Below are 26,340 nucleotides of genomic sequence, written 5' to 3' on the forward strand. Positions count from 1 at the left end.
CCTTTCGGGCACCCATGCCCGCTGTGCATTTAGATTTGCAGCACCGACTACAGGAACGATGTTCACATGCTAACAATCCGTCTTGCCCTTGGCGGCTCCAAAAAGCGCCCGTTTTACCACCTGACCGTAACCGACTCCCGCAACCCGCGTGACGGTTCCCACAAAGAACAGGTTGGTTTCTTCAACCCTGTTGCCCGTGGTCAGGAAACTCGTCTGTCCGTGAACCAAGAGCGCGTAGCCTACTGGCTGAGCGTTGGTGCACAACCTTCTGAGCGCGTTGCTCAGTTGTTGAAGGAATCTGCCAAGGCTGCGGCCTGAGCAATATGAACGCGACGCCTGCTGTTGCCGATGATTTGATCGTTATTGGCAAAATTTATTCTGTTCACGGCGTTCGCGGCGAAGTGAAGGTTTATTCCTTTACTGATCCGACTGAAAACCTGTTGCAGTACAAAACCTGGACGCTCAAGCGCGAAGGCAATGTCAAACAGGTCGAGCTGGTCAGTGGACGCGGGAGCGACAAGTTCCTGGTCGCAAAGCTCAAGGGTCTTGATGATCGTGAAGAAGCTCGTCTTCTGGCCGGTTACGAGATCTGCGTGCCGCGCAACCTGTTCGCTGAATTGACCGAAGGCGAGTACTACTGGTACCAGCTGGAAGGTCTGAAGGTCATCGATCAACTGGGGCAATTGCTCGGGAAAATCGATCATCTTCTGGAAACCGGCGCCAATGATGTAATGGTAGTCAAGCCTTGCGCTGGCAGCCTGGATGATCGCGAACGCCTGTTGCCCTATACGGAGCAATGCGTGTTGGCAGTCGACCTCGCCGCGGGTGAGATGAAGGTGGATTGGGACGCGGACTTCTAAGCGTGGCTAACTTGCGCGTAGAAGTGATCAGTTTGTTTCCCGAAATGTTTTCCGCCATCGGCGACTATGGCATCACCAGTCGAGCGGTCAAACAGGGGCTCTTGCAGCTGACCTGTTGGAATCCGCGGGATTACACGACGGATCGGCATCACACTGTGGACGATCGCCCGTTTGGCGGTGGTCCGGGCATGGTGATGAAGATCAAGCCCCTGGAGGATGCTCTGGTTCAGGCCAAGGCAGCAGCCGGGGAGGCGGCGAAGGTGATTTACCTGTCCCCCCAAGGCCGTCAACTGACTCAGTCGGCGGTACGCGAGTTGGCACAATCGGATGCATTGATCCTGATTGCCGGCCGCTACGAAGGCATTGACGAGCGCTTTATTGAGGCTCATGTCGATGAAGAGTGGTCGATTGGCGACTATGTACTGTCTGGCGGTGAGCTGCCGGCCATGGTCCTGATCGATGCGGTTACACGACTGCTGCCTGGAGCTTTAGGGCATGCGGATTCCGCTGAGGAAGATTCCTTTACGGATGGTCTGCTGGATTGCCCGCACTACACCCGACCTGAGGTGTATGCGGATCAGCGTGTTCCCGACGTGTTGCTGAGTGGCAATCACGCGCATATCCGGCGTTGGCGTTTACAGCAGTCCCTTGGTAGGACCTATGAACGACGCGCCGATCTTCTGGAAAGCCGCTCGCTTTCTGGAGAAGAGAAGAAGCTGCTCGAGGAATACATCCGCGAGCGGGACGATAGTTAACAACGTATCGATGGTAGATCAGTTGATTTACCTTAGGAGCACAGCATGACCAACAAAATCATCCTTGCACTCGAAGCAGAGCAGATGACCAAAGAAATCCCTACCTTTGCCCCAGGCGACACCATTGTCGTTCAGGTGAAAGTGAAGGAAGGCGATCGTTCCCGTCTGCAAGCGTTCGAAGGCGTTGTAATCGCCAAGCGTAACCGCGGCGTGAACAGTGCGTTCACCGTACGTAAAATCTCCAACGGTGTTGGCGTAGAACGTACTTTCCAGACCTACTCCCCGCAGATCGACAGCATGGCTGTTAAACGTCGCGGTGACGTACGTAAAGCCAAGCTGTACTACCTGCGCGACCTGTCGGGTAAAGCAGCTCGCATCAAGGAAAAACTGGCTTAAGTCCAGCTTCCGATGCAGAAAAAAGCAGCCTACGGGCTGCTTTTTTGTTGTCTGCAATTTATCCACAGCATTTTTATTTCAGGCCATAACCATGACCCCCCGTGACCAGGAAATCGAACGCCGTACCGAGCTCTCGGTGACCCGTGTAACCAAAGCCGTGTTCCCGCCGACCACCAACCACCACAACACCCTGTTCGGCGGCACCGCGCTGGCGTGGATGGACGAGGTGTCGTTCATCACCGCCACGCGTTTTTGCCGTTTGCCGCTGGTGACGGTGTCTACTGACCGCATCGACTTCAATCATGCAATCCCGGCCGGTTCCATCGTCGAACTGGTGGGGCGAGTAATCAAGGTCGGTAACACCAGCCTCAAGGTCGAGGTGGAAGTGTTTGTGGAAAGCATGAGTTGTGACGGGCGCGAGAAGGCTATCCATGGGCAGTTCAGCTTTGTCGCCATCGATGATGACAAACGACCGGTGCCGGTGCTGCCGGGGTTTGCGGCCTGATCCACTTCCGAGCCGCGCCATTCGCGAGCAAGCCCGCTCCCTCACTGGATCGAGGTCTCCTGTGGGGGCAGGCTTGAACTGGATCGAGGTTTCTTGTGGGAGCGGGCTTGCTCGCGAATGCGTCAGGTCAGGCGCCGCTGGTTAAAGGCTGGATCAACGCCAGCAGCGTCCACCCCGATCCCGGCTTCAAAGCGGTCTCTGGCGTCACCACATGCACCCATCCGCTGTCATCGCGCATGAACAACAGCGTGGCGCGCTTGCCATGCAGCGCACGGTAATCCTCCCAGCCAAAGCCATCCGTCAGCGTGGTGCTATACAGCTCGGCCCCCTGACCCATCTGGCCGGCCAGTTTGGCGTAGGTCAGTGCCTCGCTGCCCAGTTGATTGCCGCGATGCTCAAGACTGGCGCGATGCTTGTCGCTGCGACGGCTTTCCTGACCGCTGGCCAGGCCAAACAGGCGCTGATGCCCGAAGTCATGGCGAAAGCGCATGGCTGCCAGCGTGTTGAGTTCGCCCGACGGCGACAGTGCCAGCAAATGCCCCAGGCCAACCAGATCCAGATGCGCATCGGCATGCTGCGAAGCCGGATTACCGAAGTACGTCGGCAAACCCTCCATGCGCGCGGCACGGATGTTTTCCCAGCTTGAATCGGTCAGCAACACTCGGCTGCCCAATTGTTGCAACGACTTGCCCAACGCCCGGGCCGGCCCATTGGCGCCGACGATCAGGAAACCACTGGGTGCCGGCTCTGCGACGTTGAGCAAACGCGCCAACGGTCGCGCCGTTGCGCTTTGCAGCACGACGGTGCCGATGATCACCGCGAAGGTCAGTGGCACCAGCAACAGTGCACCTTCATGCCCGGCTTCATCCAGGCGAATCGCGAAAATCGCCGACACTGCCGCCGCGACAATCCCGCGTGGGGCGATCCAGCACAGCAATGCCCGCTCACGCCAGTTCAGGCTAGATCCCACGGTGCTCAGCACAACGTTCAAAGGTCGGGCGATCAACTGGATGACCAGCAGCAGGATCAGCACCAGCGGCCCGAGCCCGATCAAGGCGTTCAAGTCCAGCCTTGCGGCGAGCAGAATGAACAGCCCGGAAATCAGCAACACGCTGAGGTTTTCCTTGAAGTGCAGGATGTGCCGTACATCCACGCCTTTCATGTTGGCCAGCCACATGCCCATTAATGTCACCGCCAGCAGGCCGGACTCATGCATCACCTCGTTGGAGACAATGAAAATTCCCAGCACCGCCGCCAGCGAAGCGAGGTTGTGCAGGTACTCCGGCAGCCATTGCCGCCGAATGACCGTGCCGAGCAACCAGCCTCCGGCAACCCCGAACGCCGCGCCGCAGGCAATCACCCCGCCAAAGGTGAACAGGCTCTGCTTGAGGCCATGGCCTTCGGCACTGGCAATGATGAAGCTGTAGACCACCACGGCGAGGAGGGCGCCGATCGGATCAATGACGATGCCTTCCCAGCGCAGAATGTTGGCGATCGAGGCTTTGGGCCGCACCACTCGCAGCATTGGCACAATCACCGTGGGGCCCGTGACCAGCGTCAGGCTGCCGAAGAGGATCGCCAGCATCCAGTCGAAGCCGAGCAAAAAGTGAGTGGCGAGCGCAATGACAATCCATGTCGAGAGGGCGCCGAGAGTCACCAGTCGATGGACGACGCTGCCGATTTCCTTCCATTCCGACAGGTGCAGCGTCAGGCTGCCCTCGAACAGGATCAGCGCCACGGCCAGCGATACCAGTGGCATCAGCAGCGGCCCGAACATTTCTTGCGGATCGAGCCACCCCAATACCGGGCCGACCAGAATGCCGGTCAGCAACAGAAACAGAATCGCCGGCAGCTTCAGGCGCCACGCCAGCCATTGGCAACCTAGCGCCGCTGCGCCTATCCCGCCAAATGCCAATAGAATTTGCTGCTCGTTCATTGATGCTCCCTGTTCCTTGAAATTGCGGGCTATGAAAGACTAGCGCCCATTCCTACCGTTCACTCTACATTTGCGCGCAGTCGTTGAACTGTGTGCCTTGAGCGCCCATGCCTGCCATCGACCATCCACTGATTGACCAATTCCTCGACGCCTTGTGGCTGGAGAAGGGCCTGTCCGACAACACCCGTGGCGCCTATCGTAGCGACCTTGCGCTGTTCAATGGCTGGTTGCAGGAGAAAAACCTGGAGCTGATCAACGCCGGCCGTGAGTTGATCCTCGATCATCTCGCCTGGCGTCTGGAGCAAAACTACAAACCGCGATCCACTGCGAGATTTCTCTCCGGCGTACGTGGGTTTTATCGTTATCTGCTGCGCGAAAAGCTGATCACAGTCGATCCGACATTGCGCGTCGACATGCCGCAACTCGGCAGGCCGCTGCCCAAATCCTTGTCGGAGGCCGACGTTGAGGCATTGCTCAAAGCACCGGATCTGAGCGAAGCCATCGGTCAGCGTGACCGCGCCATGCTGGAAGTCCTGTATGCCTGCGGCCTGCGGGTAACCGAGCTGATCAGCCTGACCCTGGAGCAGGTCAACTTGCGCCAAGGCGTATTAAGGGTGATGGGCAAGGGCAGCAAAGAGCGGCTGGTGCCGATGGGCGAGGAGGCGATTGTCTGGGTCGAGCGCTATATGCGTGACGGGCGTGCAGAACTGCTCGGCGGGCGCCCCAGCGATGTGCTGTTTCCCAGCCAGCGCGGTGAGCAGATGACCCGGCAGACGTTCTGGCACCGGATCAAACATCAGGCCAAGGTCGCCGGGATCGGCAAATCGCTGTCGCCGCACACCTTGCGGCACGCGTTCGCCACGCACCTGCTCAACCACGGCGCGGATTTGCGCGTGGTGCAGATGTTGCTCGGTCACAGTGATCTGTCGACCACCCAGATCTACACTCATGTGGCGCGGGCACGGTTGCAGGATCTGCATGCCAAACACCACCCGCGTGGCTGAACAAACAATCGATGTGCAAGCAATTGCATCCGCCTGTGCGTCTGGCGACAGGCGCATTCGGCCACCGTGACCTTATGTGTTAGGCTTTGCCGGTTTGCACGATGGACGGTTATGACCCGGTGTTCCGGCCCGGGCGTTCTGACCGTTCCATTTGTCCGCCCTCAGGAGTTCTCATGCGTCTGACCCAGATTTTCGCCGCCGCCGCCATTGCGTTGGTCAGCACCTTTGCCGTCGCCGATGATGCGGCTGACAAAGCCATTCGTAAAAGCCTGGAAAACCTCCAGCTCGATGTTCCGGTAGACAGCATTTCCGCGAGCCCTCTGCCTGGCATGTATGAAGTCAAGCTCAAGGGCAGCCGTGTGCTGTACGCCAGTGCCGATGGCCAGTACATCGTTCAGGGCTACCTGTTTCAGCTCAAGGACGGCAAACCGGTCAACCTGACCGAGAAGACCGAGCGCCTGGGCATCTCCAAACTGATCAACGCCATTCCGGTGGCTGAAACCGTGGTTTACCCGGCCGTGGGCGAGACCAAATCGCACATCACCGTGTTCACTGACACCACTTGCCCTTACTGCCACAAGCTGCACGCCGAAGTGCCCGAGCTGAACAAGCGCGGCATCGAAGTGCGTTATGTCGCGTTCCCGCGTCAGGGCCTGGGCTCGCCGGGTGATGAGCAACTGCAAGCCGTGTGGTGCTCCAAAGACAAGAAAGCGGCCATGGACAAAATGGTCGATGGCAAGGAAATCAAGGCCGCCAAGTGCGCGAACCCGGTTTCCAGACAGTTCGCCCTCGGTCAGTCGATCGGCGTGAACGGTACACCGGCCATCGTTTTGGCCGATGGGCAAGTCATTCCGGGCTATCAGCCTGCGCCACAAGTCGCCAAACTGGCGCTGGGCGCGAAGTAATTCGCATCGTCACGGTCAGACTTTGACGATCATGGTCCGGTAGCCGCATCGCCGGGCCATTAATAGAGAGCCGCGAGCACGCGGTTGTTTTCCGGCCGACCCTGAGTCGGCCGTTTCATGGGGAGTTCACAGTGAATCCGGTCAAAGTAGGCATCTGTGGGTTAGGGACCGTCGGTGGCGGTACCTTCAACGTACTTCAGCGCAACGCCGAGGAAATTGCTCGTCGTGCCGGGCGTGGGATCGAAGTGGCACAAATTGCCATGCGCACGCCAAAGCCTCAGTTCCAGACGACCGGTATTGCGATTACCAACGATGTCTTCGAAGTGGCCACGAACCCTGAGATCGACATCGTCATAGAGCTGATGGGCGGCTATACCGTTGCCCGCGAGCTGGTACTCAAGGCCATCGAGAATGGCAAGCATGTGGTCACCGCGAACAAGGCACTGATTGCCGTTCACGGTAATGAAATTTTCGCCAGGGCACGCGAGAAAGGCGTGATCGTGGCGTTTGAAGCCGCGGTGGCCGGTGGCATTCCGGTGATCAAGGCGATCCGTGAAGGCCTGTCCGCCAACCGCATCAATTGGGTGGCCGGGATCATCAACGGCACCGGCAACTTCATCCTCACCGAAATGCGCGAGAAGGGCCGTACGTTTGAAGACGTATTGGCCGAAGCTCAGGCGCTGGGTTACGCCGAAGCCGATCCGACCTTCGACGTCGAAGGCATCGACGCCGCGCACAAGCTGACCATTCTGGCTTCCATTGCGTTTGGCATTCCGCTGCAGTTCGACAAGGCTTACACCGAAGGCATTACCAAGCTGACCACCGCTGACGTCAACTACGCCGAAGCACTGGGCTACCGCATCAAGCACCTCGGCGTGGCGCGCAGTACGGCTGCGGGCATCGAGTTGCGCGTACACCCGACGCTGATCCCGGCCGATCGCCTGATCGCCAACGTCAACGGCGTGATGAACGCGGTGATGGTCAACGGTGATGCTGCCGGTTCGACCTTGTTCTACGGCGCCGGTGCCGGCATGGAGCCAACGGCCTCTTCGGTCATCGCCGACCTGGTGGACGTGGTTCGCGCCATGACCAGCGACCCGGAGAACCGCGTCCCGCATCTGGCCTTCCAGCCAGACTCGCTGTCGGCCCATCCGATCCTGCCGATCGAAGCCTGTGAAAGCGCTTACTACTTGCGCATACAAGCCAAGGATCACCCGGGCGTACTGGCTCAGGTGGCGAGCATTCTGTCGGAGCGTGGCATCAACATCGAGTCGATCATGCAGAAGGAAGTCGAAGAGCAGGACGGTCTGGTGCCGATGATCCTGCTGACCCACCGCGTGGTCGAGCAGCGCATCAATGATGCGATCGCAGCCCTGGAAGCCCTGGCCGGCGTCAACGGTCCGGTTATGCGGATCCGCGTCGAACACTTGAATTAACAGCAGCAGCAAGCTTCAAACTTCAAGCTGCAAGTAAAAGCAGAGGCGCTTTTCACTTGTAGCTTGAAGCTCACCGCTTGTAGCCCAAACCGAAGGTTTGCCCTTATGCGTTACATCAGTACCCGCGGCCAGGCACCGGCCCTGAATTTCGAAGACGTCCTGCTGGCTGGTCTTGCCACCGACGGTGGTCTGTACGTCCCGGAAAACCTGCCACGTTTTACCCAGGAAGAAATCGCTTCCTGGGCTGGCCTGCCGTATCACGAGCTGGCCTTTCGCGTCATGCGCCCGTTTGTAACCGGCAGCATTCCTGACGCCGATTTCAAAAGGATTCTTGAACAAACCTACGGTGTGTTCTCGCACAGCGCCGTCGCGCCGCTGCGTCAGCTCAACGGCAACGAATGGGTCATGGAGCTGTTCCACGGCCCGACCCTGGCGTTCAAAGACTTCGCCTTGCAACTGCTCGGTCGTCTGCTCGACTACGTGCTTGAAAAGCGCGGCGAGCGTGTAGTCATCGTCGGCGCCACCTCCGGTGACACCGGTTCGGCCGCCATTGAAGGCTGCAAACACTGCGAAAATGTCGACATCTTCATCCTGCACCCGCACGACCGTGTGTCCGAAGTGCAGCGTCGCCAGATGACCACGATTTTCGGTGAGAACATTCATAACATCGCCATCGAAGGCAACTTCGATGACTGCCAGGAAATGGTCAAAGCCAGTTTCGCCGACCAGAGCTTCCTCAAGGGCACGCGCCTGGTGGCGGTGAATTCGATCAACTGGGCGCGGATCATGGCCCAGATCGTTTACTACTTTCACGCTGCCCTGCAGTTGGGTGGCCCTGCGCGTTCGGTATCGTTCTCGGTGCCGACCGGCAACTTCGGCGACATCTTCGCCGGTTACCTGGCGCGCAACATGGGCCTGCCGATCAATCAGTTGATCGTCGCCACCAACCGCAATGACATCCTGCACCGCTTCATGAGCGGCAATCAGTACGTCAAGCAAACCCTGCACGCCACGTTGTCGCCGTCGATGGACATCATGGTGTCGTCGAACTTCGAACGCCTGCTGTTCGACCTGCACGGTCGCAACGGTGCAGCGATTGCCGGTTTGATGGATTCGTTCAAGCAGGGCGGTGGTTTCAGCGTCGAGCAAGAGCGCTGGACCGAAGCACGCAAACTGTTCGATTCGCTGGCCGTGGACGATGCCCAAACCTGCGAAACCATCGCCGAAGTCTATGCGCAGACCGGCGAACTGCTGGACCCGCACACCGCCATTGGCGTGAAGGCCGCACGCGAATGCCGTCGCAGCCTCGACATCCCGATGGTGATCCTGGGCACGGCGCATCCGGTGAAATTCCCGGACGCGGTAGAGAAAGCGGGTGTAGGAAAAGCGCTCGAACTACCTGCACACCTTTCTGATTTGTTTGAGCGAAACGAACGCTGCACCGTTCTGCCAAACGAGCTGAAAGCCGTGCAGGCCTTTGTCAGCCAGCATGGCAACCGCGGCAAGCCGCTTTAAACCTGCAAAGCTGTCACATTTTGAAGCCCGTCTCCTGACGGGCTTTTTTGTTTCTGCTGCCACACTGCTCGGGTTTTCACCCTCGAAGGACGGGTGAGTCGATCACGAAGGAAGTGGCAATGCTGTTTTATAGAGGTTTGAAACCGGCACTGGGCTGGTTGTGCTTGTTCGGATTGCTGGGAGTGATGCACGGCAGTGTGGCCGCGCAATTGGCGTTGCACGATGATGCGGTGGGCCTCAACGTTCAGCCCATCGAACTGGACGCACATGAGCGCCAGTGGATTCGCGATAACCCCACGGTGACGGTCGCGTCGGTGCAGTACCCGTTGTATCTGTTTCAGGATGAGCATGGTCAGTGGAGCGGCTTGAACAACGATGTGCTCAAACGCGTCACGGCGATGACCGGGTTGCAGTTTGTGCATCATGAGTCGTTTTCCACGGATCACATGCTTGAGCGCCTCGAGAGCGGGGCGGCGGACATCAGCACAACGCTGGCCGTAAGCGACGAACGCAAGGCGTTTCTTGATTTCAGTCACGCATTCGGCGGCGCGGGCTGGGTATTTGTCGGGCGCGCCGGGGCACCCTCGGTGGAGTCCCTGGAGCAACTGGCCAAGCGAGTGGTGGTGCTGCCCGCCAGGCATGCACTGGAAGACGTGATCCGACGTGATTACCCTTCAATCGAAATCCGCTCGGTCAAAACCTACGCCGAAGCACGGGCATTGGTCGAGAGCGGCGAGGCCTACGCGACGATCGAAAACGAGATCGGTGCACAGCTTTATCCGTTGGGGTTGCTCAAGGTCGGTGCACTGGTGGAAGGCAAATGGGAGGCTGATCATCTGGCGGTACGCAAGGGCATGCCGGAACTTTTGAGTATTCTCAACAAGGCATTGGAGGCGTTCCCCCCTGCCGAGTTACGCGCCATTCGCCTCAAATGGCTGGAGGGTATTTCGCCGGCGCCCATACCGTCGGTGTGGCAGCGGATGATCGAATGGGGCTGCTGGGTGATGGGTGGGCTGGGTGTTTTCGGCCTGTTGTCGCTGGTATGGAATCGGCGCCTGACGGCGGTGATCAAACAGCGCAGCGAGGCGGAAAAGGTGCTGGGCGATCAACTGGCGTTTCAGCGCGCGCTGATTGATTCCATGCCTGATCCGATGTTTGTCCGAGATCTGCACGGTCGACTGATCATGTGCAACCGCAGCTACGAGGAGGCTCTTTCGGTTCGGCTGGATCAGGTGCAGGGGCGTTTGCTGATCGAGATCGATGTGTTGCCCGAAGCGACCGCCCTGATGCTGCACGACGAGTTCATCGTGCAACTGAGCACACGCAAGTCGCGCTTCAGTAAACGCCAACTGCAATTCAAGAATGGCCCGCGCGAGGTCTATCAGTGGACCGTGCCGTTCTACAGTGCCGACGGCCAGTTGCGTGGACTGCTGGGCGGCTGGACCGACATCACCCAGCGTAGGACGGAGAGCGGGTGCCGATGTCTGCAGTGAAGATGGGAAACTTCCTATAAGACGCGGCTACTTTTCCTATGGGAGGCTTAAGACGGCTGCCCTAGAGTGAGCGACAACTGCGGTGAGAGTCCGCGATTGTCGTTCCGGAGGTCGCCCATGCGCTCGCTTAAAGTTCTGATTCTTGAACCCAATCCGTTTCAGCTGATGGCATTGCATCAAATGCTCAATGCCATCGGCATCTATGACGTACTGACCGCACCGTCCCTGGCGTCGGCCCTGTGTTCGCTGGGCCACCGCGGCGTGGTCGATATTGCCATTTGCGATCCGCAACTCAAGGGCGGCGATGGCCTGGCTCTGATTCAGCATCTGGCGGTACAGCGTGAAGCCCGTGCGCTGATCCTGCTGGGGGCGGTCGCGCCGAGTCTGCTGAGCGATCTCGAGCCGTTGCTGCGCGAGCATCGGTTGCGATTATTGGGGCGCTTGCAAACGCCGGTCTCGGCAGTGCTGATGAGAGGTTTGCTGGACGGCTACCTGATCGCTGCTTCGCAGCCTGTCGGGGTCTGAAGGGCACGGTTATTTTTCTGTCATCTTCACCGTGCATGCTCTGACAGACCGGTGACGCTGCAGTGCTTGCGACCGGCATGCAGAACTTTCTTCTCGGGCCGGTGGTCATTTACTGTGGACACGCCCCAGACACAATGTTTTCGGACTATTGAGTGGAGATCGAGATGGAAAGTATCAGTCTATTGCTCGGTGAGGCTCTGAGCCCGTATCAGGTTTCGTTGTCTCCAAGCGGTGCCCAGGGTGAATGCCTGGTGACCTTGAAGAACAGCAGCGGCGCCATTGTCGTGGAACGCCCATTCAATCAGGCACAACTGACCGACAAGCGTCAGTTGACCGATGTCGTCGATGGTTTGCACCGTGACGTCCTGATTGCCGAAGGGCGCCTGGAGCCCTGCGTGATCGCGGCCTTGCGCAATGCGGCGCTGGACAAGCGTGCGGCGCTCTGAAAATGAAATGTCTCTTGTGGGAAACTTCCTGCATCTCTGTCAGTCAGACCTCGTAACAGCAGGATCAAGCATTGTGCTCCGGTGCTTGTCGCTTGCTGCTACGGGTCTTTATTACGGGCCACGTTTAACCCCGAGTCGTCTCCCCACTTCTCGGGGTTTCTTTTGTCCGCCGTTTACTGCGCGGCCTGCTGTTCGAAGAACAGCCGTGCCTGTTCCAGATAATCGGCCTGTTGCTTGGGGTCAAGCCACGCGGCGTACAGCCGATTGAGATGTTCGTGGGGCAGGGTGCGTAGCAGTTGGTTGATCTCGCCGATGGCCTGACGCCCCATCGTGGTGTCGGAACAGGCGATATAACCTGAGAGATATTTTCCGGCGCCCTGGATCGGATAAAACTCCAGCTCATCTTCGGCAATCTGCGCCTGCTTCGCCTGATAGCGGATTTCCGGCCAGTAACCCAGCACCACCTGCAACCGGCCCAGACGCTGCATCGACAGCAGATTGGCCAGCGCATCATTGCCGTAATGCGCAGTCAGCGCGCCGCTGGGCGCTTGATGCAGGATAGTGTCGAGAAACTCGCCGTAGCTGCGTTCGGCGACAACGCCGACCTTCCTGTTGCCATTCGCGAGTAGCGCAGACAGATCAACCTCGCCATTCACCAGATAGGGTTCAAGCACCGCCCGATCCTGCCGACGAACCACCAGACCATTGCTCACCGCGCGAATCGCAGGGATCGAATACGCAACCGACTGCGCGCGTACCTGGTTCCATATCAGCGCGGGGTCACAGGCGAAAGGGTTGTCATGGAGCATCTGCAAGCCACGGGCGCGATTGACCCGCATCAGCGTATGTTCGTATTGCGGCATGCCAGCGATCAGCATCGGCAGCAACTGATCGATCACCCCCTGGCCCTTTTTCGGACCTTCGAAAATGGTCATCGGTGGCAAGTCGCGCAGTAACCAGATCAGCGTAGGTTTTGCCTGCGCCCAAGCGGGCAGGGTCAGCAGAAACAACAGACCGAACAGGCGCCACGTCCATCCGTGGCGGGAGCGGTTGGCGTCCGATGCCTGTCGGTGCTTCAGCTTAAATGGCTCCGTCTTCGCGCAGTTGGGCGATCTGCTTTTCGTCATAGCCAAGATCGTGGAGTACCTGCGCATTGTGTTCACCGAGTTGCGGTCCGACCCATTCGGAGGAGCCCGGTGTCTCTGAGAGTTTGGGCACGATACCCGGCATCTTGAAAGATTTGCCGTCCGGCAGTTTGGCAGACAGGAACATTTCCCGAGCCAGGTACTGCGGATCACTGAACATGTCTTCGGCACTGAAGATCCGGCTGACCGGTACGTCAGCCTGATTGAGCAGGTCGAGCACCGATTGCAGCGGCAGCGAATTGACCCAGCGATCGATCACGCCATACAACTCGTCGCGGCGATTGTCGCGACCGTCGTTGCTGGCCAGTGTCGGGTCATTGGCCAGATCTTCACGGCCGATGATCAGCATGAAGCGCTTGAAGATTGCATCGCCATTGGCGCCGATCTGCACATGTTTGCCGTCGGCGCTGGTGTGGATCGACGACGGCGTGATGCCGGGCATGATGTTGCCGGTGCGTTCACGGATAAAACCGAACACATCGAACTCCGGCACCATGCTTTCCATCATGGCGAAGATCGCTTCGTACAGTGCCACATCGACCACTTGGCCGAGCCCGCCGTTGACCTCACGATGACGCAGCGCCATCAACGCGCCGATCACGCCCCACAGCGCGGCAATCGAGTCGCCGATGGAGATGCCGGTACGCACCGGCGGCCGATCCTCGAAACCGGTGATGTAGCGCAACCCCCCCATGGATTCGCCGACGGCGCCGAACCCCGGCTGATCCTTCATCGGCCCGGTCTGGCCGAAGCCGGAGAGGCGCACCATCACCAGTTTCGGGTTCAACGCGTGCAGGATGTCCCAGCTCAGACCGAGTTTTTCCAGCACACCGGGGCGAAAGTTTTCGATCAGGATGTCGGCTTCACTGAGCAGTTTTTTCAGGATCGCCAAGCCATCGGGATGCTTGAGGTTGAGGGTCAGCGACTTCTTGTTGCGCGCCTGAACGAACCACCACAACGAGGTGCCCTCGTACAACTTTCGCCATTTGCGCAACGGATCACCGCCGTCCGGCGATTCGATCTTGATGACTTCGGCACCGAACTCGCCGCAAATACGCGAGGCAAACGGCCCGGCAATCAATGTACCCAGTTCGATGACTTTCACGCCGCTGAGCGGCTTGTTGGTAAACGGCATGCTGAATCCTGTAGGACAAGGTTGAGCGGATACAGCGTTTTAGCATAGCCGGCTGTCAGGCGCCGCAGGTTGATCGCCATCAATTCGATGATTGCCTACCGCATCGGTTAGACTTGCCGACTTTCCTCGTATCAAGAAGCCCGTTCATGGCCCAGCCTTCGACCACTTACAAGTTTGAACTGAACCTCACCGACCTCGACCGCAGCGTCTACGAGAGCGTCAAGCAGACCATCGCCCGTCACCCTTCGGAAACCGAAGAGCGCATGACTGTGCGGCTGCTGGCCTACGCCCTCTGGTACAACGAGCAGTTGTCGTTTGGCCGTGGTCTGTCAGACGTGGATGAACCTGCGCTGTGGGAAAAGAGCCTGGACGATCGTGTTCTGCACTGGATCGAAGTCGGCCAGCCCGACGCCGACCGTTTGACCTGGTGCTCGCGTCGCACCGAACGCACCAGCCTGCTGGCCTACGGCAGCCTGCGCGTGTGGGAAACCAAGGTGATCCCGGCGATCAAGAACCTTAAAAACGTCAACATTGCCGCCGTCCCGCAAGAAGTGCTGGAAACCCTGGCCAAGGACATGCCCCGCGTCATCAAGTGGGACGTGATGATCAGCGAAGGGACGATTTTCGTCACCGACGATCGCGGTCAACACGAAGTCCAGTTGCAATGGCTGCAAGGTGAGCGCGGCTGATCCTGCGTTGTCATCTGATTAATCCCACGTATTCAAGAGAAGTCTCCGTCACCCCATGCGTATCGAACCTCGTCAACTGCCTGCCACTCTGCCTTTTCTCGGTGACCTGCCGCCGCTGCTGACCCGCTTGTATGCGGCGCGGGGCGTGCAATCCGAGGCGGAACTGGACAAGAGTCTGGCACGGTTGATTCCGTTCCAGAAACTCAAGGGCATCGATGCGGCAGTCGATCTGCTGGTGACAGCGCTGGAGCAACGCCAGCGCATCCTCATCGTCGGTGATTTCGACGCGGACGGCGCCACGGCCAGCACGGTGGGTATGCTCGGTCTGCGACTGCTGGGTGCTGCTCATGTCGATTATCTGGTGCCGAATCGCTTTGAATACGGTTACGGCCTGACCCCGGAAATCGTCGAAGTTGCCATGACTCGCGAGCCGCAGTTGCTGATCACCGTCGACAACGGCATTTCCAGCGTTGAAGGCGTGGCCGCTGCCAAGCGTCATGGGCTCAAAGTGCTGATCACCGACCACCACTTGCCCGGCGATGAACTGCCGCTGGCCGATGCGCTGGTCAATCCCAACCAGCCAGGCTGCGAGTTCCCGAGCAAGGCGCTGGCCGGTGTCGGGGTGATTTTCTATGTGTTGATGGCGTTGCGCGCGCGCCTGCGCAGCCTCGGCTGGTACGAAAGCAAGCCGCAGCCGAACATCGGCGAATTGCTTGATCTGGTCGCGTTGGGCAGTGTCGCCGACGTTGTCCCATTGGACGCCAACAACCGGATTCTGGTGCATCAGGGTCTGGAGCGGATTCGCGCCGGGCGTGCGCGGCCGGGGATCAAAGCGATCCTTGAAGTGGCCAAGCGTGATGCGGCTCGCATCACCTCCACGGATCTGGGTTTCATCGTCGGCCCGCGCCTGAACGCCGCCGGGCGCCTGGATGACATGAGCCTGGGCATCGAATGCCTGCTCACCGCCGACGCCAACATGGCCCGCGAAATGGCCGCGCAACTGGACGGTATGAACCAGGATCGCAAAACCATCGAGCAAGGCATGCAGCGCGAAGCGCTGGCCCAGTTGAAGGACTTGCCCGTTGAGTCGATGCCGTTCGGTCTGTGCCTGTTTGATCCGGAGTGGCACCAGGGCGTCATCGGCATCCTCGCCTCACGGATGAAAGAGCGTTATTTCCGTCCGACCATCGCCTTCGCCGATGCTGGCGATGGTTTGCTCAAGGGCTCGGGGCGTTCAGTGCAAGGCTTCCATATTCGTGATGCCTTGAGCGTGGTTGCAGCGCAGCATCCAAACCTGATTGCCAAATACGGCGGCCACGCAATGGCAGCCGGCCTGACCTTGCCGCAGGAGAATTTTCCGTTGTTCGCTGAGGCATTTGACGCCGAAGTGCGTAGGCAACTTCGCGAAGAAGACCTCACCGGGCGCATGTTGTCGGACGGCACGCTGGCGGTTGAAGAATTCCACCTTGAGCTGGCCCGCGCCCTGCGCCATGCCGGGCCTTGGGGTCAGCACTTTCCGGAGCCACTGTTTCACGGTGTATTCCAGTTGGTCGAGCAGCGGGTCGTCGGTGAGCGACACTTGAAAGTGGTACTCAAAAGCGAGTGCGGCTCGGTGAAACTCGACGGCATCGCCTTCGGTATCGACCGCGACATCTGGCCGAATCCGACGATCAAATGGGTCGAACTGGCTTACAAGCTCGACGTTAACGAGTTTCGTGGCAATGAGACCGTGCAACTGATGATTGCCCACATCGAACCGCGCTGACCCCTTCGCGAGCAAAGTCGCTCCCACAGGTCCGGTGTTTTCCTGGTGGAGCGAGCTTGCTCGCGAAGGCGGACTTTCCCACACGGAATGACTCTGAACCCTCCCGCATCCCCGGTTGTCGACTAGGCTCTAAGCACTGCTTGATTGGCCTTGTGACGTCTTGTCGTTTTTTGCCCGCGGGGGCGGGTGCTGCATCTCTTCCTGTCACTCGACGACTATTCAAACAGAACCCTGGAGCCTGCCCACTGATTTGAGAGGTGCCCCATGAGTCTGCTGCTTGAACCCTTTACTCTGCGCCAACTGACCCTGCCCAACCGCATCGCCGTGTCGCCCATGTGCCAATACTCCTGCGTCGACGGTCTGGCCAACGACTGGCACCTCGTACACCTTGGCAGCCGCGCCGTGGGTGGCGCCGGGCTGGTGTTCACCGAAGCCACGGCGGTGACGGCCGACGGTCGGATCACCGCCCAAGACCTTGGCCTGTGGAATGACGAACAGATCGAACCACTGCAACGTATCACTCGTTTCATCACCTCGCAGGGCGCGGTCGCCGGCATTCAACTGGCTCACGCCGGGCGCAAGGCCAGCACCCATCGACCCTGGATCGGCCAGCACGGCAGCGTCAAACCGGATGATGGCGGCTGGACACCGGTCGGGCCGTCGCCGATTGCCTTTGATCCGCAGCACACGCAACCCAAACAGCTCGATGAAGGGCAGATCGCCGAAGTCATCCAAGCCTTTGTCGATGCCGCAGAACGCGCGCTGACAGCGGGTTTCAGTGTGGTTGAGGTTCACGCCGCGCACGGTTATCTGCTGCACCAGTTCCTGTCGCCGCTGAGTAATCAACGGCGCGATCAGTACGGCGGCTCGTTCGAAAACCGGATTCGTCTGGTGCTGCAAGTCACTGAAGCGGTACGGGCAGTCTGGCCAGAGGAACTGCCAGTGTTTGTCCGTGTGTCGGCCACCGATTGGGTTGAGGACGGCTGGAACCCTGACGAAACCGTTGAGCTGGCGCGGCGTCTTAAAGCATTGGGTGTGGACCTGATCGACGTTTCCTCGGGTGGCACGGCAGCCAACGCCGAGATTCCTGTCGGGCCGGGTTATCAGACGCGCTTCGCCGAACGCGTGCGCAAAGAGTCAGGCATCGCCACTGGCACTGTGGGAATGATTACCGAACCTGCGCAGGCCGAGCACATTCTGCGTACCTGCCAGGCCGACATCATCTTCCTCGCCCGCGAGTTGCTGCGTGATCCGTACTGGCCGTTGCACGCCGATGATGATCTGGGCGGACGCAAAGCGGTGTGGCCGGCGCAGTATCAGCGTGCGACCCATCGTGATCAGCCGATTCATGAGTCTGATTTGCGCGATTGAGTGCGTCGCTGACATGCAAAAAGCCCCGGCCAGTGAGGGTCGGGGCTTTGTTTTTTCTGTTGGCGGCTGTTTTGCCAGTGCTGCCGTCTTCGCGAGCAGGCGCCTCAAACCCTCAAGGATACTTACGCTTGTCCGGCGCCGGCGGGAAGTACTGGTACAGCCAGGTCTCACTCAACGTGCGGTCATTGGTACGAATGAACAACCGCAGTTCCACGGGCTCCACGCTGTCGTTGGTCGGGTACCAGTCGAACAGGATCCGGTAACCCTTGATGTCATCGAGCACCAACACGCTGAAGTCCTGCACCTTGCCGTTGGAGCAGGTGATGACCGGTTCGATCCCGGTGCCCTGCGGCAGGCGATCCAGACCGCCACCAGTGAAATCCACGGCGAAACGGCGCGCCCAGACCGGCGGATAATGCTCGCCCGGTGCCCAGCCTTCAGTGAATCCGCCCATCCCGGAACGGGTCGCCTGCACCCGCGCCAACGGCGTGCTGACCGGTGGCAGGGCACTCCAGTAGAGCTTGTAGCCGTAGTTCAGCGAATCACCGGCGGCCACCGGTTTCTTCGGCGTCCAGAACGCGACGATGTTGTCGAGGGTCTCGCCGGTGGTAGGGATTTCCAACAGATCGATAGAGCCTTCGCCCCATGCGGTCGTCGGTTCGACCCACAGGCTCGGACGTTTGCTGTACCAGTCGACGGTGTCCTGATAGTTGGCGAATTCATGGTCGGTTTGTACCAGACCAAAACCTTTAGGGTCCGTGTCTGCAAATGCGTTGAACTGCAGCGTCGCCGGGTTGTTCAGCGGACGGCAGATCCACTCGCCGTTGCCGCGCCACATCGCCAGGCGATCCGAGTCATGGATTTGCGGGTGGATGGTGTCGCACATGCGGCGCTCGTGGGTGCCGCAACTGAACATGCTGGTCATCGGCGAAATGCCCAATTGTTCGATGGCCGTGCGTGCGTTGATATGCGCGTCGATTTCCATCACCACGCGTTCGGCCTGGCAATCGATGTCGAAGCGATAGGCGCCGGTCGCGCTCGGCGAGTCGAGCAGGGCATAAACCACAAAATGCGTGGCGTTCTGATCCGGTGTCTCGAACCAGAACTGGGTGAAGTCAGGGAATTCTTCGCGCTTCCTGGCATAGGTGTCGATCGCCAGACCACGCGCCGAGAGGCCATATTGGCCAGTCGCGTCGACTGCACGGAAATAGCTGGCGCCCAGGAACGACAGCACGTCATGACGATCCAGTTCCGGCGCCTTGAACAGCTTGAAGCCGGCGAACCCCAAATCGCCCTTGAGCTGCTGAGTGTCGACCGAAGTGTTCTCGTAGTTGAACAGCGCCGGGCGGAAATGCACCTCGCGGGCGGTACGGGTCTTCGGATCGACGCTGTGCATGCGCACCGGTTGGCGAAAACCCATGCCGACGTGGAAGAACTGCACGTCCAGTTGACCCTTGTTCTCCTTCCACAACGAATGCTCGCCGTCGTAGCGGATCGCGTTGAAGTTTTGCGGGGTCATGGTCGCCAGCGTCGGCGGCAGCACCTGTTTGGTGTCCTGGTAGGCACTGCCGGCCAGTTGTTTGGCCTTGCGCTTCAGGGCTTGGAAATCGAAGGCTTGTGCGTCGCCATCAGCGACGTCACCGCTGGCGGCCCAGGCATTCGCCGCCAGCAGGCCTGAGGCTGAAAGACCGGTGTAAGCCGCAATGGCCATGGACGCTTTAAGCAAATTCCTGCGGTGCATAAATACAACCTGTCGTGTGCAATCCCGCGCCGTTCCTGGCACGTGCTGGATCAGAAAGTACGGTTCGGACAAGCCTTCGGCCAAACGCTGCGGACTATAAACAGATGCCGGCTAGCTTAAACCGTTCGATTGTCGAGCAAAAATGATTGATTACGAGGCTCAGTCTGGCAATGAAACAAGACATGTCGGTATTTTTTCCGACGGCACTTTCTGATTTACAGGGCATTTCTGCTTTTTTCGACTAATTACTCTAAAAAGCCCTTTTCAGCACCGATTAAATTTCTATTCTATGGACATGACCGGTCGCGAACCTTCAGACCGGTGGGGCACACGACGCTGCTGAAAGGGGCAGGGCGATGTGGTGGTTGAGCAGTTCTTTGACGTATTAGAGAAGGACATCGTCCATGGCAAAAATACAAGGCATCACTGACATGTTGGGCATCTTTCCCTGCCTTGGCAGCGGTCGCAAAAGGCGTAGGCTCAGCTCTGATGAGTTGAAACTGTTGGAGCGTTATCGGGAGCTTTCGGAGAGCGACCGGATCGCCATGCGGTATCTGGTGGATGCGATGAGGAGTGTTTCGCGGTTTTAACGTTGGGATAGCCTGTGGCGAGGGAGCAAGCGCCCTCGCCACAGTTTTTTTGGATGGATTTCAGCTACAGGTTCCCAAAACCGGATACGGCTGTTGGCCGTGCATCAACTCCGGCACGTCACGCCATTTGACCCACGCCTGCTGCTGCCAGTGAAGCAGAGGGACGGTGACCCCAGCCCAGTTAACCGAACTCAGGCTCGGGTCGTTCTGCACAGGCGTTGCCATGCTTTCGCGCAGCATCGGAATCACTTCATGGCTCAGCCATTGGCGCAGATTGCGGTTTTGCGGCACGAAGTGATGGACGAGCAGGGCGTACAGGCCGGACTCGCTGACCGTCGCGCAATCGACGATTTCGCCGTCCTTGCGCATGAGGACGTTGCGACGCTGGTCGGGATCGAGTTTCAGAGTGAGGTGTTCGTTCAGCGGATAACCCATCAGGCGACCGAGATCCTGGACGCAGAACCAGGCTTCGTGGTCTTGCATGAACGCGTGGAGGAAGCGGTTGTGGCGGGTGAAGACGGTGGGGGTGAAGTGCGGGTGGGTTTCAGGTGGATTTGGCGTGTGCTTAGGCATTTCTGACTCCATGTTGAAATGAGAGTCGCCACGAATCCTTCGACAGATTTTGGGTGGCGAACCGTGTGGCGTTCGAAGTCGGAACATTCTCGATCAACATGGAAGCCGAGAGGCCCGCACCACACGATCCGCCATAACGCGAAACTGAAAGGCAAAAAAGCCCCGGTCTCTATGGAGGACGCAGTTGCGCCAAGTTGATGATGTTCCGGCTTCGACCCCGGGCCGCTGATTTGGCAGCGACGGGACAAAGCCTATCGGTCAGGCGCTAGCGGCGCCAAGTCTACTCTGTCGACGCACGGCGTAGGAAATGGGGCTTTCTCCGGAAGGTTGTGTCTGTAGGAAATGCCTGTTTTTGCAGCTCTTGCTGCGAAACCATCCCTGTACCGAAGATTTTCCTTTATGAGTTAGCAACCGGGAAAACGGGAGAAGTAATTCTGTGAGCAAAGACGAAGCGAGAGGTAAAAAGAGAAAGGTGATCGATCTGGATCGCTTCGAAGCTGTCAGAGGTAAAGCGGAGATCAAATGGCGTACAGATGAATTGATGAGAGTGCTTCGGGGAGACCCCGGAATCAAATCTTGATTCCGGGGTGATTCTTCTTAGCGACTCACCTTCCAGGCATCCCCGGCCGGCGCCTTCCCATGGTCATACGGCTTGCCAATCCACATGTAAACCAGGCCCAAACCAATCACGATTACGGTGCTCAACACCATCGCGTAGTTCACATACCAAGCCGCATCCGGCGTGCGTGGCCAGGCCATGTTGATGATCGCGCCAACGCCATACACCAGTGCGCCGATATTCACCGGCCAGCCCCACACGCCGAGGGTGAATTTGCCGCTGGGTTTCCAGCCTTTCATCCGCGCATACAGGGCGGCCAGCACGATCATCTGGAACGCGAGGTAGATGCCGATGGCGGCGAAGCTGACGATGGTGGCCACGGCGTCTTGCAGGAAGAAGCCGAGGACGATGATCAGGGCGGGCAGGACGCCGGCCACGAACAGTGCAGCCACCGGCACCTGGGTCGTAGGAGAAAGCTTTTTCAGCAGTCGGCTGCCGATGACCATTTCATCGCGAGCGTAGGAGTACAGCAGACGGCTGGCTGCCGCTTGCAGGCTGATGACGCAGGAGATGAAGGAAATCATCACCACGCCCATCACCACTTTCGAACCGACCGGGCCGAAGGCGTTGTTGAGGATGGTGGTGACCGGGTCTTTGTCGGTGCCATTGATCACCGCTTGCATGTCCGGCACGGCGAGGATCAGCGCCAGGCAGGCGAACATTGCCGCGATGCCGCCGATGTAGATGGTCATGCGCATGGCCACCGGGATTTTCTTGCTCGGGTTCGGGGTTTCTTCGGCGACGTCGCCGCAGGCCTCGAAGCCGTAGTAGAGGAACATCCCCGCCAGCGATGCAGTGAGGAAGGCTGGCAGGTACGAGCCGTCGACGCTGATGTCGAAGGTGTTGAACAGCACGCTGAGCGGCTGGTGGCGTTCGAAGATCAGCAGGTACACGCCGACGATCACCGCGCCGACCAGTTCGCAGAGGAAGCCGAACATGGCGATGCGCGCCAGCACTTTGGTACCGCTGAGGTTGACCAGTGTGGCGAACAGGGTCAGCACCAGGGCGATGACGATGTTGGTGTTGTTGTTTGGCTCAAAGCCCATCATGGCGGCCAGGTACGGGCCGGCGCCGACCGCCACGGCGGCAATGGTCACGCACAGGGCGATGGAGTAGATCCAGCCGACCATCCACGCCCATTTCTTGCCCACCAAGCGGCGCGCCCATGGATAGACGCCGCCAGAGATCGGGAACTGCGACACCACTTCGCCGAAGATCAGGCACACCAGCAACTGACCGCAACCGACCAGCAAGTAGGCCCAGAACATCGGTGGCCCGCCTGCGGCCAGACACAGGCCGAACAGGGTATAAACCCCTACGACCGGTGACAGATAAGTGAAGCCCAGGGCGAAGTTTTCCCACAGGCTCATGCTGCGATTGAAGTTGGAGGTGTAGCCCAGTTGGCGCAGTTGTTCGGCATCGCTGTCGGCAACGGCGGCTGAGAGATAGGGTGATGCACTCATGTGTGTTTGCTCCGTGAAATCGGCAGATTTCGGATGGCCGAGGCCGTGGCGGGGCCTAAGGGCGCCGCCCGGTTCGGTAGTTATTGTTTTGGAGTCCTGGTGGTGCGTAGAGCCGGTTTCTGCCTTGAAGCCGGGGTGACGCGAAGCTTTTAAAGGCTTAGTGCTTGAACATCACATGCCGAACCGTGGTGTAGTCCTCCAGCCCATACATGGACATGTCCTTGCCGTAGCCAGACAATTTCTGACCGCCGTGAGGCATTTCGCTGACCAGCATGAAGTGCGTGTTCACCCAGGTGCAGCCGTACTGCAACCGCGCGGACATCCGATGCGCGCGTCCTACATCCGCAGTCCACACAGAGGACGCCAAGCCGTAGTCCGAATCGTTGGCCCACTCCAGCGCCTGCGCTTCATCAGTGAACTTGGTCACCGACACCACCGGCCCGAACACTTCGCGGCGGACGATTTCGTCGTCCTGCTGCGCATCGGCCAGCACGGTGGGTTCGAAGAAGAAACCATTGCCGTCCACAGACTTGCCACCCGTGATCAAACGGATGTGCGGTTGCGCCACGGCACGCTCGACGAAACCGGCGACGCGGTCGCGATGTTGCGCAGTGATCAGCGGCCCCAGTTCGGTGGACGGATCATCCTGCAAACCGTACTTGATGCTGCTGACGGCCGCGCCGAGCTTCTCCACAAACTTGTCATAAATGCCTTGCTGCGCGTAGATCCGGCAGGCCGCGGTGCAGTCCTGCCCGGCGTTGTAAAAGCCGAACGTACGGATGCCTTCAACCGCCGCATCGATATCGGCGTCGTCGAAGATGATCACCGGCGCCTTGCCGCCCAGTTCCATGTGCAGGCGTTTGACGCTGTCGGCGGTGCTGGAAATGATGTTGGCACCCGTGGCGATGGAACCGGTCAACGAAACCATGCGCACTTTCGGGTGCGTGACCAGTGGACTGCCAACGGTAGGCCCACGACCAAACACCAGATTGAGTACGCCGGCCGGGAAAATGTCCGACGCCAGTTCGGCCAAGCGTAACGCGGTCAGCGGGGTTTGTTCCGACGGCTTGAGCACCACGGTGTTACCGGCGGCCAGTGCCGGGGCGATTTTCCAGGCGACCATCATCAACGGGTAGTTCCACGGCGCGATGGAGGCGATTACGCCGACCGGGTCGCGACGGATCATTGAGGTGTGGCCGGGCAGGTATTCACCGCCGGCCGATCCGCTCATGCAACGACTGGCGCCGGCAAAGAAACGGAACACGTCGGCAATCGCCGGGATCTCGTCATTCAGCGCGGCGCTGTAGGGTTTGCCGCAGTTGTCGGATTCGAGTTTCGCCAACTCCTCGCCGTGGGCTTCGATGGCGTCAGCGAGTTTGAGCAGCAGCAAGGAGCGGTCTTTCGGCGCGGTTTGCGACCACTCGGCAAAGGCGTTGTCGGCGGCACGCACGGCTGCATCGACCTGGGCTTCGCTGGCTTCGTTGATCTCCACCAGCACTTCACCGAGCGAAGGGTTGAGCACCGGTTGCGCCGGGCCTTCGCCGTTGACCAGTTGGCCGTTGATCAAGAGTTTGGTTTGCATGTTTTTGTCCTCTTTGAAGCCATTGTTATTTTTCAGAAGAAACCGGGTTCAACGGTGGCAGCGGGCTTGCTCGCGAAAGCAGTAAGGCAGCCAACATCAATGTTGAATGTGCTGGCCTCTTCGCGAGCAAGCCCGCACCCACAGGGGGGGGACGTTTACTTGCCGCCACTCCCCGCCACGCTTTCGCCACCTCGGGTCAGGTAATAGGCACCCAGGATCGGCAGCATGGTCACCATCATCACCAGCATGGCGACGACGTTGGTCACCGGCACATCCCGTGGCCGGCTCAGTTGATTGAGCAACCACAATGGCAGCGTGCGTTCATGCCCTGCGGTGAACGTGGTGACGATGATTTCGTCGAACGACAGCGCAAACGCGAGCATGCCGCCGGCCAGCAACGCCGAGCCGAGGTTCGGCAGGATGATGTAACGGAAGGTCTGCCAACCGTCGGCGCCCAGATCCATCGAGGCCTCGATCAAGCTGTGCGAAGTACGGCGCAGACGGGCGATGACGTTGTTGTAGACGATCACCACGCAGAAGGTCGCGTGGCCGACGATGATGGTGAACATCCCAGGCTCGATTCCCAGCGTTTTGAACGTCGCCAGCAACGCAATCCCGGTGATGATCCCCGGCAGCGCAATCGGCAGGATCAGCATCAGCGAGATGCCCTGTTTGCCGAAGAAATCACGCCGGTACAGCGCCGCCGACGCCAGCGTGCCAAGCACCATCGCGATCAACGTGGCGATGGCTGCAATCTGCAGCGATAGCTTGATGGCCTCCAGCACGTCCGGCCGCGAAAACGCCACACTGAACCAGTGCAGGGTGAAGCCCTTCGGTGGAAAGCTGAACGCGGCTTCTTCGGTGTTGAAGGCGTAAAGGAAGATGATCAGGATCGGGAAGTGCAGAAACACCAACCCGCCCCAGGCCGCGATGCGCAGACCCAGTGAAGCGCGCTCAGAGTGCATCGAAGGCCCCCAGTCGTTTGACGATGGACAGGTAAACCGCAATCAGAACGATGGGCACCAGAGTGAACGCCGCTGCCATCGGCATATTGCCAATCGCGCCTTGCTGCGCATACACCATGCTGCCGATGAAGTAGCCCGGCGGGCCCACCAGTTGCGGCACGATGAAATCGCCCAGCGTCAGCGAAAACGTAAAGATCGAACCCGCCGCAATCCCCGGAATCGACAGCGGCAAAATCACTTGCATAAACGTCTGGCGCGGCTTGGCGCCAAGGTCGGCAGACGCTTGCAACAGCGACGGCGGCAGACGTTCCAGCGAGGCCTGAATCGGCAGGATCATGAACGGCAGCCAGATGTAGACGAAGACCATGAACCGCCCCAGATTCGAGGTCGACAGGGTGCTGCCGCCCACGCCCGGTATGCCCAGAATGAATTGCAAAACCGGCTCCAGCCCCAAGTGCTGAACGAACCACTGCGCCACGCCCCCCTTGGCCAGCAACAGCGTCCATGCGTAAGCCTTGACGATGTAACTGGCCCACATCGGCATCATCACCGCGATGTAGAAAAACGCTTTGGTCTTGCCCGTGGTGTAACGCGCCATGTAGTAGGCAATCGGGAACGCGACGAGGGCGCTGGCCATCGACACGGCAATGGCCATGCTCAACGTGCGCAGAATGATGTCGAAGTTCGATGGCCGCAACAGCGCCGCAAAATTCGCCAGCGTCAGGTCCGGCGTCACCGCCATGGTGAAGTCGTCAAAGGTATAGAAACCCTGCCACAGCAGCACCAGCAGCGAGCCTAGATAGATCGCGCCGAACCACAGCAGCGGTGGCACCAGCAACATCAACAGGTACAGGTTGGGCTTGCGATAGAGCAGGTTGGAAAACCTGCGCAACGGTGGCGATGGAGTCGTCGCGAGCGTGCTCATC

At 59.3% G+C, this 26,340-nt stretch carries 26 protein-coding genes; 17 read left to right on the plus strand and 9 right to left on the minus strand.

Going from position 1 to position 26,340, the window contains the following annotated elements:
- Window positions 1-66: 66 nt before the first annotated feature.
- The 5 genes from rpsP to AACY18_RS22505 all read left to right on the plus strand — a co-directional run bounded on the left by rpsP (window position 67) and on the right by AACY18_RS22505 (window position 2,516).
- Window positions 67-318: a 30S ribosomal protein S16 gene (gene rpsP, locus AACY18_RS22485; RefSeq protein WP_016986371.1), complete on the plus strand. Its 252-nt coding sequence runs from the start codon at window positions 67-69 to the stop codon at window positions 316-318.
- A 5-nt stretch (window positions 319-323) separates the two neighbouring features.
- Window positions 324-860 carry a ribosome maturation factor RimM gene (gene rimM, locus AACY18_RS22490; protein WP_095191188.1) on the plus strand — a complete coding sequence of 179 codons (537 nt, stop codon included), beginning with the start codon at window positions 324-326 and terminating at the stop codon, window positions 858-860.
- 2 nt (window positions 861-862) lie between these two features.
- Window positions 863-1,615, plus strand: coding sequence for a tRNA (guanosine(37)-N1)-methyltransferase TrmD (trmD, locus tag AACY18_RS22495; RefSeq protein WP_090281920.1), 753 nt, complete (start codon window positions 863-865; stop codon window positions 1,613-1,615).
- 45 nt (window positions 1,616-1,660) lie between these two features.
- Window positions 1,661-2,011 (plus strand): 50S ribosomal protein L19, encoded by a 351-nt coding sequence (gene rplS, locus AACY18_RS22500; RefSeq protein ID WP_003175895.1) that lies wholly within the window; start codon window positions 1,661-1,663, stop codon window positions 2,009-2,011.
- A 91-nt stretch (window positions 2,012-2,102) separates the two neighbouring features.
- Window positions 2,103-2,516 (plus strand): acyl-CoA thioesterase, encoded by a 414-nt coding sequence (locus AACY18_RS22505; protein ID WP_221729888.1) that lies wholly within the window; start codon window positions 2,103-2,105, stop codon window positions 2,514-2,516.
- Window positions 2,517-2,643: 127 nt separating this feature from the next.
- On the opposite strand, the gene AACY18_RS22510 is transcribed toward AACY18_RS22505, so the two are convergent.
- Window positions 2,644-4,452: a cation:proton antiporter gene (locus AACY18_RS22510; RefSeq protein ID WP_339466168.1), complete on the minus strand. Its 1,809-nt coding sequence runs from the start codon at window positions 4,450-4,452 to the stop codon at window positions 2,644-2,646.
- Window positions 4,453-4,559: 107 nt separating this feature from the next.
- Between AACY18_RS22510 and xerD the strand changes: the two genes are divergently transcribed.
- The 7 genes from xerD (at window position 4,560) to AACY18_RS22545 (ending at window position 11,776) form a co-directional block, all read left to right on the plus strand.
- Window positions 4,560-5,456: a site-specific tyrosine recombinase XerD gene (xerD, locus tag AACY18_RS22515; RefSeq protein ID WP_339434031.1), complete on the plus strand. Its 897-nt coding sequence runs from the start codon at window positions 4,560-4,562 to the stop codon at window positions 5,454-5,456.
- 173 nt (window positions 5,457-5,629) lie between these two features.
- Window positions 5,630-6,361, plus strand: coding sequence for a bifunctional protein-disulfide isomerase/oxidoreductase DsbC (gene dsbC / locus AACY18_RS22520; RefSeq protein WP_339434032.1), 732 nt, complete (start codon window positions 5,630-5,632; stop codon window positions 6,359-6,361).
- Window positions 6,362-6,492: 131 nt separating this feature from the next.
- Window positions 6,493-7,797, plus strand: a complete 1,305-nt coding sequence (locus AACY18_RS22525) for a homoserine dehydrogenase (protein WP_221729884.1) — start codon at window positions 6,493-6,495, stop codon at window positions 7,795-7,797.
- A gap of 105 nt (window positions 7,798-7,902) precedes the next feature.
- Window positions 7,903-9,312, plus strand: coding sequence for a threonine synthase (thrC, locus tag AACY18_RS22530; RefSeq protein ID WP_339466169.1), 1,410 nt, complete (start codon window positions 7,903-7,905; stop codon window positions 9,310-9,312).
- A 119-nt stretch (window positions 9,313-9,431) separates the two neighbouring features.
- The gene (locus tag AACY18_RS22535) at window positions 9,432-10,805 is read left to right on the plus strand and encodes a transporter substrate-binding domain-containing protein (RefSeq protein WP_339434034.1); all 1,374 of its coding nucleotides are present in this window, start codon (window positions 9,432-9,434) and stop codon (window positions 10,803-10,805) included.
- A 117-nt stretch (window positions 10,806-10,922) separates the two neighbouring features.
- A complete protein-coding gene (locus AACY18_RS22540) occupies window positions 10,923-11,330 on the plus strand; it encodes a response regulator (RefSeq protein WP_221729881.1) in 408 nt (135 codons plus the stop codon).
- 164 nt (window positions 11,331-11,494) lie between these two features.
- Window positions 11,495-11,776 carry a DUF3509 domain-containing protein gene (locus tag AACY18_RS22545; protein ID WP_221729880.1) on the plus strand — a complete coding sequence of 94 codons (282 nt, stop codon included), beginning with the start codon at window positions 11,495-11,497 and terminating at the stop codon, window positions 11,774-11,776.
- Window positions 11,777-11,949: 173 nt separating this feature from the next.
- Here the strand turns inward: AACY18_RS22545 and AACY18_RS22550 are convergent, their stop codons facing one another.
- The gene (locus AACY18_RS22550) at window positions 11,950-12,903 is read right to left on the minus strand and encodes a TIGR02285 family protein (RefSeq protein WP_339466170.1); all 954 of its coding nucleotides are present in this window, start codon (window positions 12,901-12,903) and stop codon (window positions 11,950-11,952) included.
- Entirely contained in the window at window positions 12,857-14,056 is a 1,200-nt protein-coding gene (locus AACY18_RS22555; protein WP_339466171.1) for a CaiB/BaiF CoA transferase family protein, read from the minus strand. Before AACY18_RS22555 ends, AACY18_RS22550 begins: the two co-directional genes overlap by 47 nt.
- A 146-nt stretch (window positions 14,057-14,202) precedes the next feature.
- Here AACY18_RS22555 and AACY18_RS22560 point away from each other — a divergent pair, with 146 nt between their 5' ends.
- The 3 genes from AACY18_RS22560 to AACY18_RS22570 all read left to right on the plus strand — a co-directional run bounded on the left by AACY18_RS22560 (window position 14,203) and on the right by AACY18_RS22570 (window position 17,881).
- Window positions 14,203-14,745 (plus strand): YaeQ family protein, encoded by a 543-nt coding sequence (locus AACY18_RS22560; RefSeq protein ID WP_007908961.1) that lies wholly within the window; start codon window positions 14,203-14,205, stop codon window positions 14,743-14,745.
- Window positions 14,746-14,800: 55 nt separating this feature from the next.
- Entirely contained in the window at window positions 14,801-16,510 is a 1,710-nt protein-coding gene (gene recJ, locus AACY18_RS22565; RefSeq protein ID WP_339434037.1) for a single-stranded-DNA-specific exonuclease RecJ, read from the plus strand.
- Between the two features lie 264 nt (window positions 16,511-16,774).
- Window positions 16,775-17,881, plus strand: coding sequence for an NADH:flavin oxidoreductase/NADH oxidase (locus AACY18_RS22570; RefSeq protein ID WP_339434038.1), 1,107 nt, complete (start codon window positions 16,775-16,777; stop codon window positions 17,879-17,881).
- Between the two features lie 112 nt (window positions 17,882-17,993).
- Here the strand turns inward: AACY18_RS22570 and AACY18_RS22575 are convergent, their stop codons facing one another.
- Complete coding sequence (locus tag AACY18_RS22575; protein WP_339434039.1) at window positions 17,994-19,622, minus strand: glucan biosynthesis protein D; 1,629 nt, start codon at window positions 19,620-19,622, stop codon at window positions 17,994-17,996.
- A gap of 404 nt (window positions 19,623-20,026) precedes the next feature.
- On the opposite strand from AACY18_RS22575, the gene AACY18_RS22580 reads away from it, so the two are divergent.
- Window positions 20,027-20,212, plus strand: coding sequence for a hypothetical protein (locus tag AACY18_RS22580; RefSeq protein ID WP_221729874.1), 186 nt, complete (start codon window positions 20,027-20,029; stop codon window positions 20,210-20,212).
- 60 nt (window positions 20,213-20,272) lie between these two features.
- On the opposite strand, the gene AACY18_RS22585 is transcribed toward AACY18_RS22580, so the two are convergent.
- Complete coding sequence (locus tag AACY18_RS22585) at window positions 20,273-20,785, minus strand: BRO-N domain-containing protein (RefSeq protein WP_339466172.1); 513 nt, start codon at window positions 20,783-20,785, stop codon at window positions 20,273-20,275.
- Between the two features lie 436 nt (window positions 20,786-21,221).
- Here AACY18_RS22585 and AACY18_RS22590 point away from each other — a divergent pair, with 436 nt between their 5' ends.
- On the plus strand, window positions 21,222-21,365 hold the full coding sequence (locus tag AACY18_RS22590) for a hypothetical protein (protein ID WP_339434041.1): 144 nt from the start codon (window positions 21,222-21,224) through the stop codon (window positions 21,363-21,365).
- 17 nt (window positions 21,366-21,382) lie between these two features.
- On the opposite strand, the gene AACY18_RS22595 is transcribed toward AACY18_RS22590, so the two are convergent.
- From AACY18_RS22595 to AACY18_RS22610, 4 genes are all read right to left on the minus strand, one after another.
- Complete coding sequence (locus AACY18_RS22595; protein WP_339466173.1) at window positions 21,383-22,867, minus strand: APC family permease; 1,485 nt, start codon at window positions 22,865-22,867, stop codon at window positions 21,383-21,385.
- A gap of 157 nt (window positions 22,868-23,024) precedes the next feature.
- On the minus strand, window positions 23,025-24,449 hold the full coding sequence (locus AACY18_RS22600; protein WP_221729870.1) for a gamma-aminobutyraldehyde dehydrogenase: 1,425 nt from the start codon (window positions 24,447-24,449) through the stop codon (window positions 23,025-23,027).
- A gap of 155 nt (window positions 24,450-24,604) precedes the next feature.
- Window positions 24,605-25,414: an ABC transporter permease gene (locus AACY18_RS22605; RefSeq protein ID WP_003222021.1), complete on the minus strand. Its 810-nt coding sequence runs from the start codon at window positions 25,412-25,414 to the stop codon at window positions 24,605-24,607.
- Window positions 25,404-26,339: an ABC transporter permease gene (locus AACY18_RS22610; protein ID WP_339434044.1), complete on the minus strand. Its 936-nt coding sequence runs from the start codon at window positions 26,337-26,339 to the stop codon at window positions 25,404-25,406. Before AACY18_RS22610 ends, AACY18_RS22605 begins: the two co-directional genes overlap by 11 nt.
- Window position 26,340 lies beyond the last annotated feature (1 nt).

This window comes from Pseudomonas sp. EA_65y_Pfl2_P74 (assembly GCF_963970575.1).
In the GTDB taxonomy this organism is placed as follows: domain Bacteria; phylum Pseudomonadota; class Gammaproteobacteria; order Pseudomonadales; family Pseudomonadaceae; genus Aquipseudomonas; species Aquipseudomonas baetica_A.

Excerpts from the sequence above, each read along its gene's own strand:
- rpsP (WP_016986371.1), top strand. The coding sequence starts at position 67 with ATGCTAACAATCCGTCTTGCCCTTGGCGGCTCCAAAAAGCGCCCGTTT.
- rimM (WP_095191188.1), top strand. The coding sequence starts at position 324 with ATGAACGCGACGCCTGCTGTTGCCGATGATTTGATCGTTATTGGCAAA.
- rplS (WP_003175895.1), top strand. The coding sequence starts at position 1,661 with ATGACCAACAAAATCATCCTTGCACTCGAAGCAGAGCAGATGACCAAA.
- AACY18_RS22505 (WP_221729888.1), top strand. The coding sequence starts at position 2,103 with ATGACCCCCCGTGACCAGGAAATCGAACGCCGTACCGAGCTCTCGGTG.
- AACY18_RS22510 (WP_339466168.1), bottom strand. The coding sequence starts at position 4,452 with ATGAACGAGCAGCAAATTCTATTGGCATTTGGCGGGATAGGCGCAGCG.
- xerD (WP_339434031.1), top strand. The coding sequence starts at position 4,560 with ATGCCTGCCATCGACCATCCACTGATTGACCAATTCCTCGACGCCTTG.
- dsbC (WP_339434032.1), top strand. The coding sequence starts at position 5,630 with ATGCGTCTGACCCAGATTTTCGCCGCCGCCGCCATTGCGTTGGTCAGC.
- thrC (WP_339466169.1), top strand. The coding sequence starts at position 7,903 with ATGCGTTACATCAGTACCCGCGGCCAGGCACCGGCCCTGAATTTCGAA.
- AACY18_RS22535 (WP_339434034.1), top strand. The coding sequence starts at position 9,432 with ATGCTGTTTTATAGAGGTTTGAAACCGGCACTGGGCTGGTTGTGCTTG.
- AACY18_RS22540 (WP_221729881.1), top strand. The coding sequence starts at position 10,923 with ATGCGCTCGCTTAAAGTTCTGATTCTTGAACCCAATCCGTTTCAGCTG.
- AACY18_RS22545 (WP_221729880.1), top strand. The coding sequence starts at position 11,495 with ATGGAAAGTATCAGTCTATTGCTCGGTGAGGCTCTGAGCCCGTATCAG.
- AACY18_RS22550 (WP_339466170.1), bottom strand. The coding sequence starts at position 12,903 with ATGACGAAAAGCAGATCGCCCAACTGCGCGAAGACGGAGCCATTTAAG.
- AACY18_RS22555 (WP_339466171.1), bottom strand. The coding sequence starts at position 14,056 with ATGCCGTTTACCAACAAGCCGCTCAGCGGCGTGAAAGTCATCGAACTG.
- AACY18_RS22560 (WP_007908961.1), top strand. The coding sequence starts at position 14,203 with ATGGCCCAGCCTTCGACCACTTACAAGTTTGAACTGAACCTCACCGAC.
- recJ (WP_339434037.1), top strand. The coding sequence starts at position 14,801 with ATGCGTATCGAACCTCGTCAACTGCCTGCCACTCTGCCTTTTCTCGGT.
- AACY18_RS22570 (WP_339434038.1), top strand. The coding sequence starts at position 16,775 with ATGAGTCTGCTGCTTGAACCCTTTACTCTGCGCCAACTGACCCTGCCC.
- AACY18_RS22575 (WP_339434039.1), bottom strand. The coding sequence starts at position 19,622 with ATGCACCGCAGGAATTTGCTTAAAGCGTCCATGGCCATTGCGGCTTAC.
- AACY18_RS22580 (WP_221729874.1), top strand. The coding sequence starts at position 20,027 with ATGGCAAAAATACAAGGCATCACTGACATGTTGGGCATCTTTCCCTGC.
- AACY18_RS22585 (WP_339466172.1), bottom strand. The coding sequence starts at position 20,785 with ATGCCTAAGCACACGCCAAATCCACCTGAAACCCACCCGCACTTCACC.
- AACY18_RS22595 (WP_339466173.1), bottom strand. The coding sequence starts at position 22,867 with ATGAGTGCATCACCCTATCTCTCAGCCGCCGTTGCCGACAGCGATGCC.
- AACY18_RS22600 (WP_221729870.1), bottom strand. The coding sequence starts at position 24,449 with ATGCAAACCAAACTCTTGATCAACGGCCAACTGGTCAACGGCGAAGGC.
- AACY18_RS22605 (WP_003222021.1), bottom strand. The coding sequence starts at position 25,414 with ATGCACTCTGAGCGCGCTTCACTGGGTCTGCGCATCGCGGCCTGGGGC.
- AACY18_RS22610 (WP_339434044.1), bottom strand. The coding sequence starts at position 26,339 with ATGAGCACGCTCGCGACGACTCCATCGCCACCGTTGCGCAGGTTTTCC.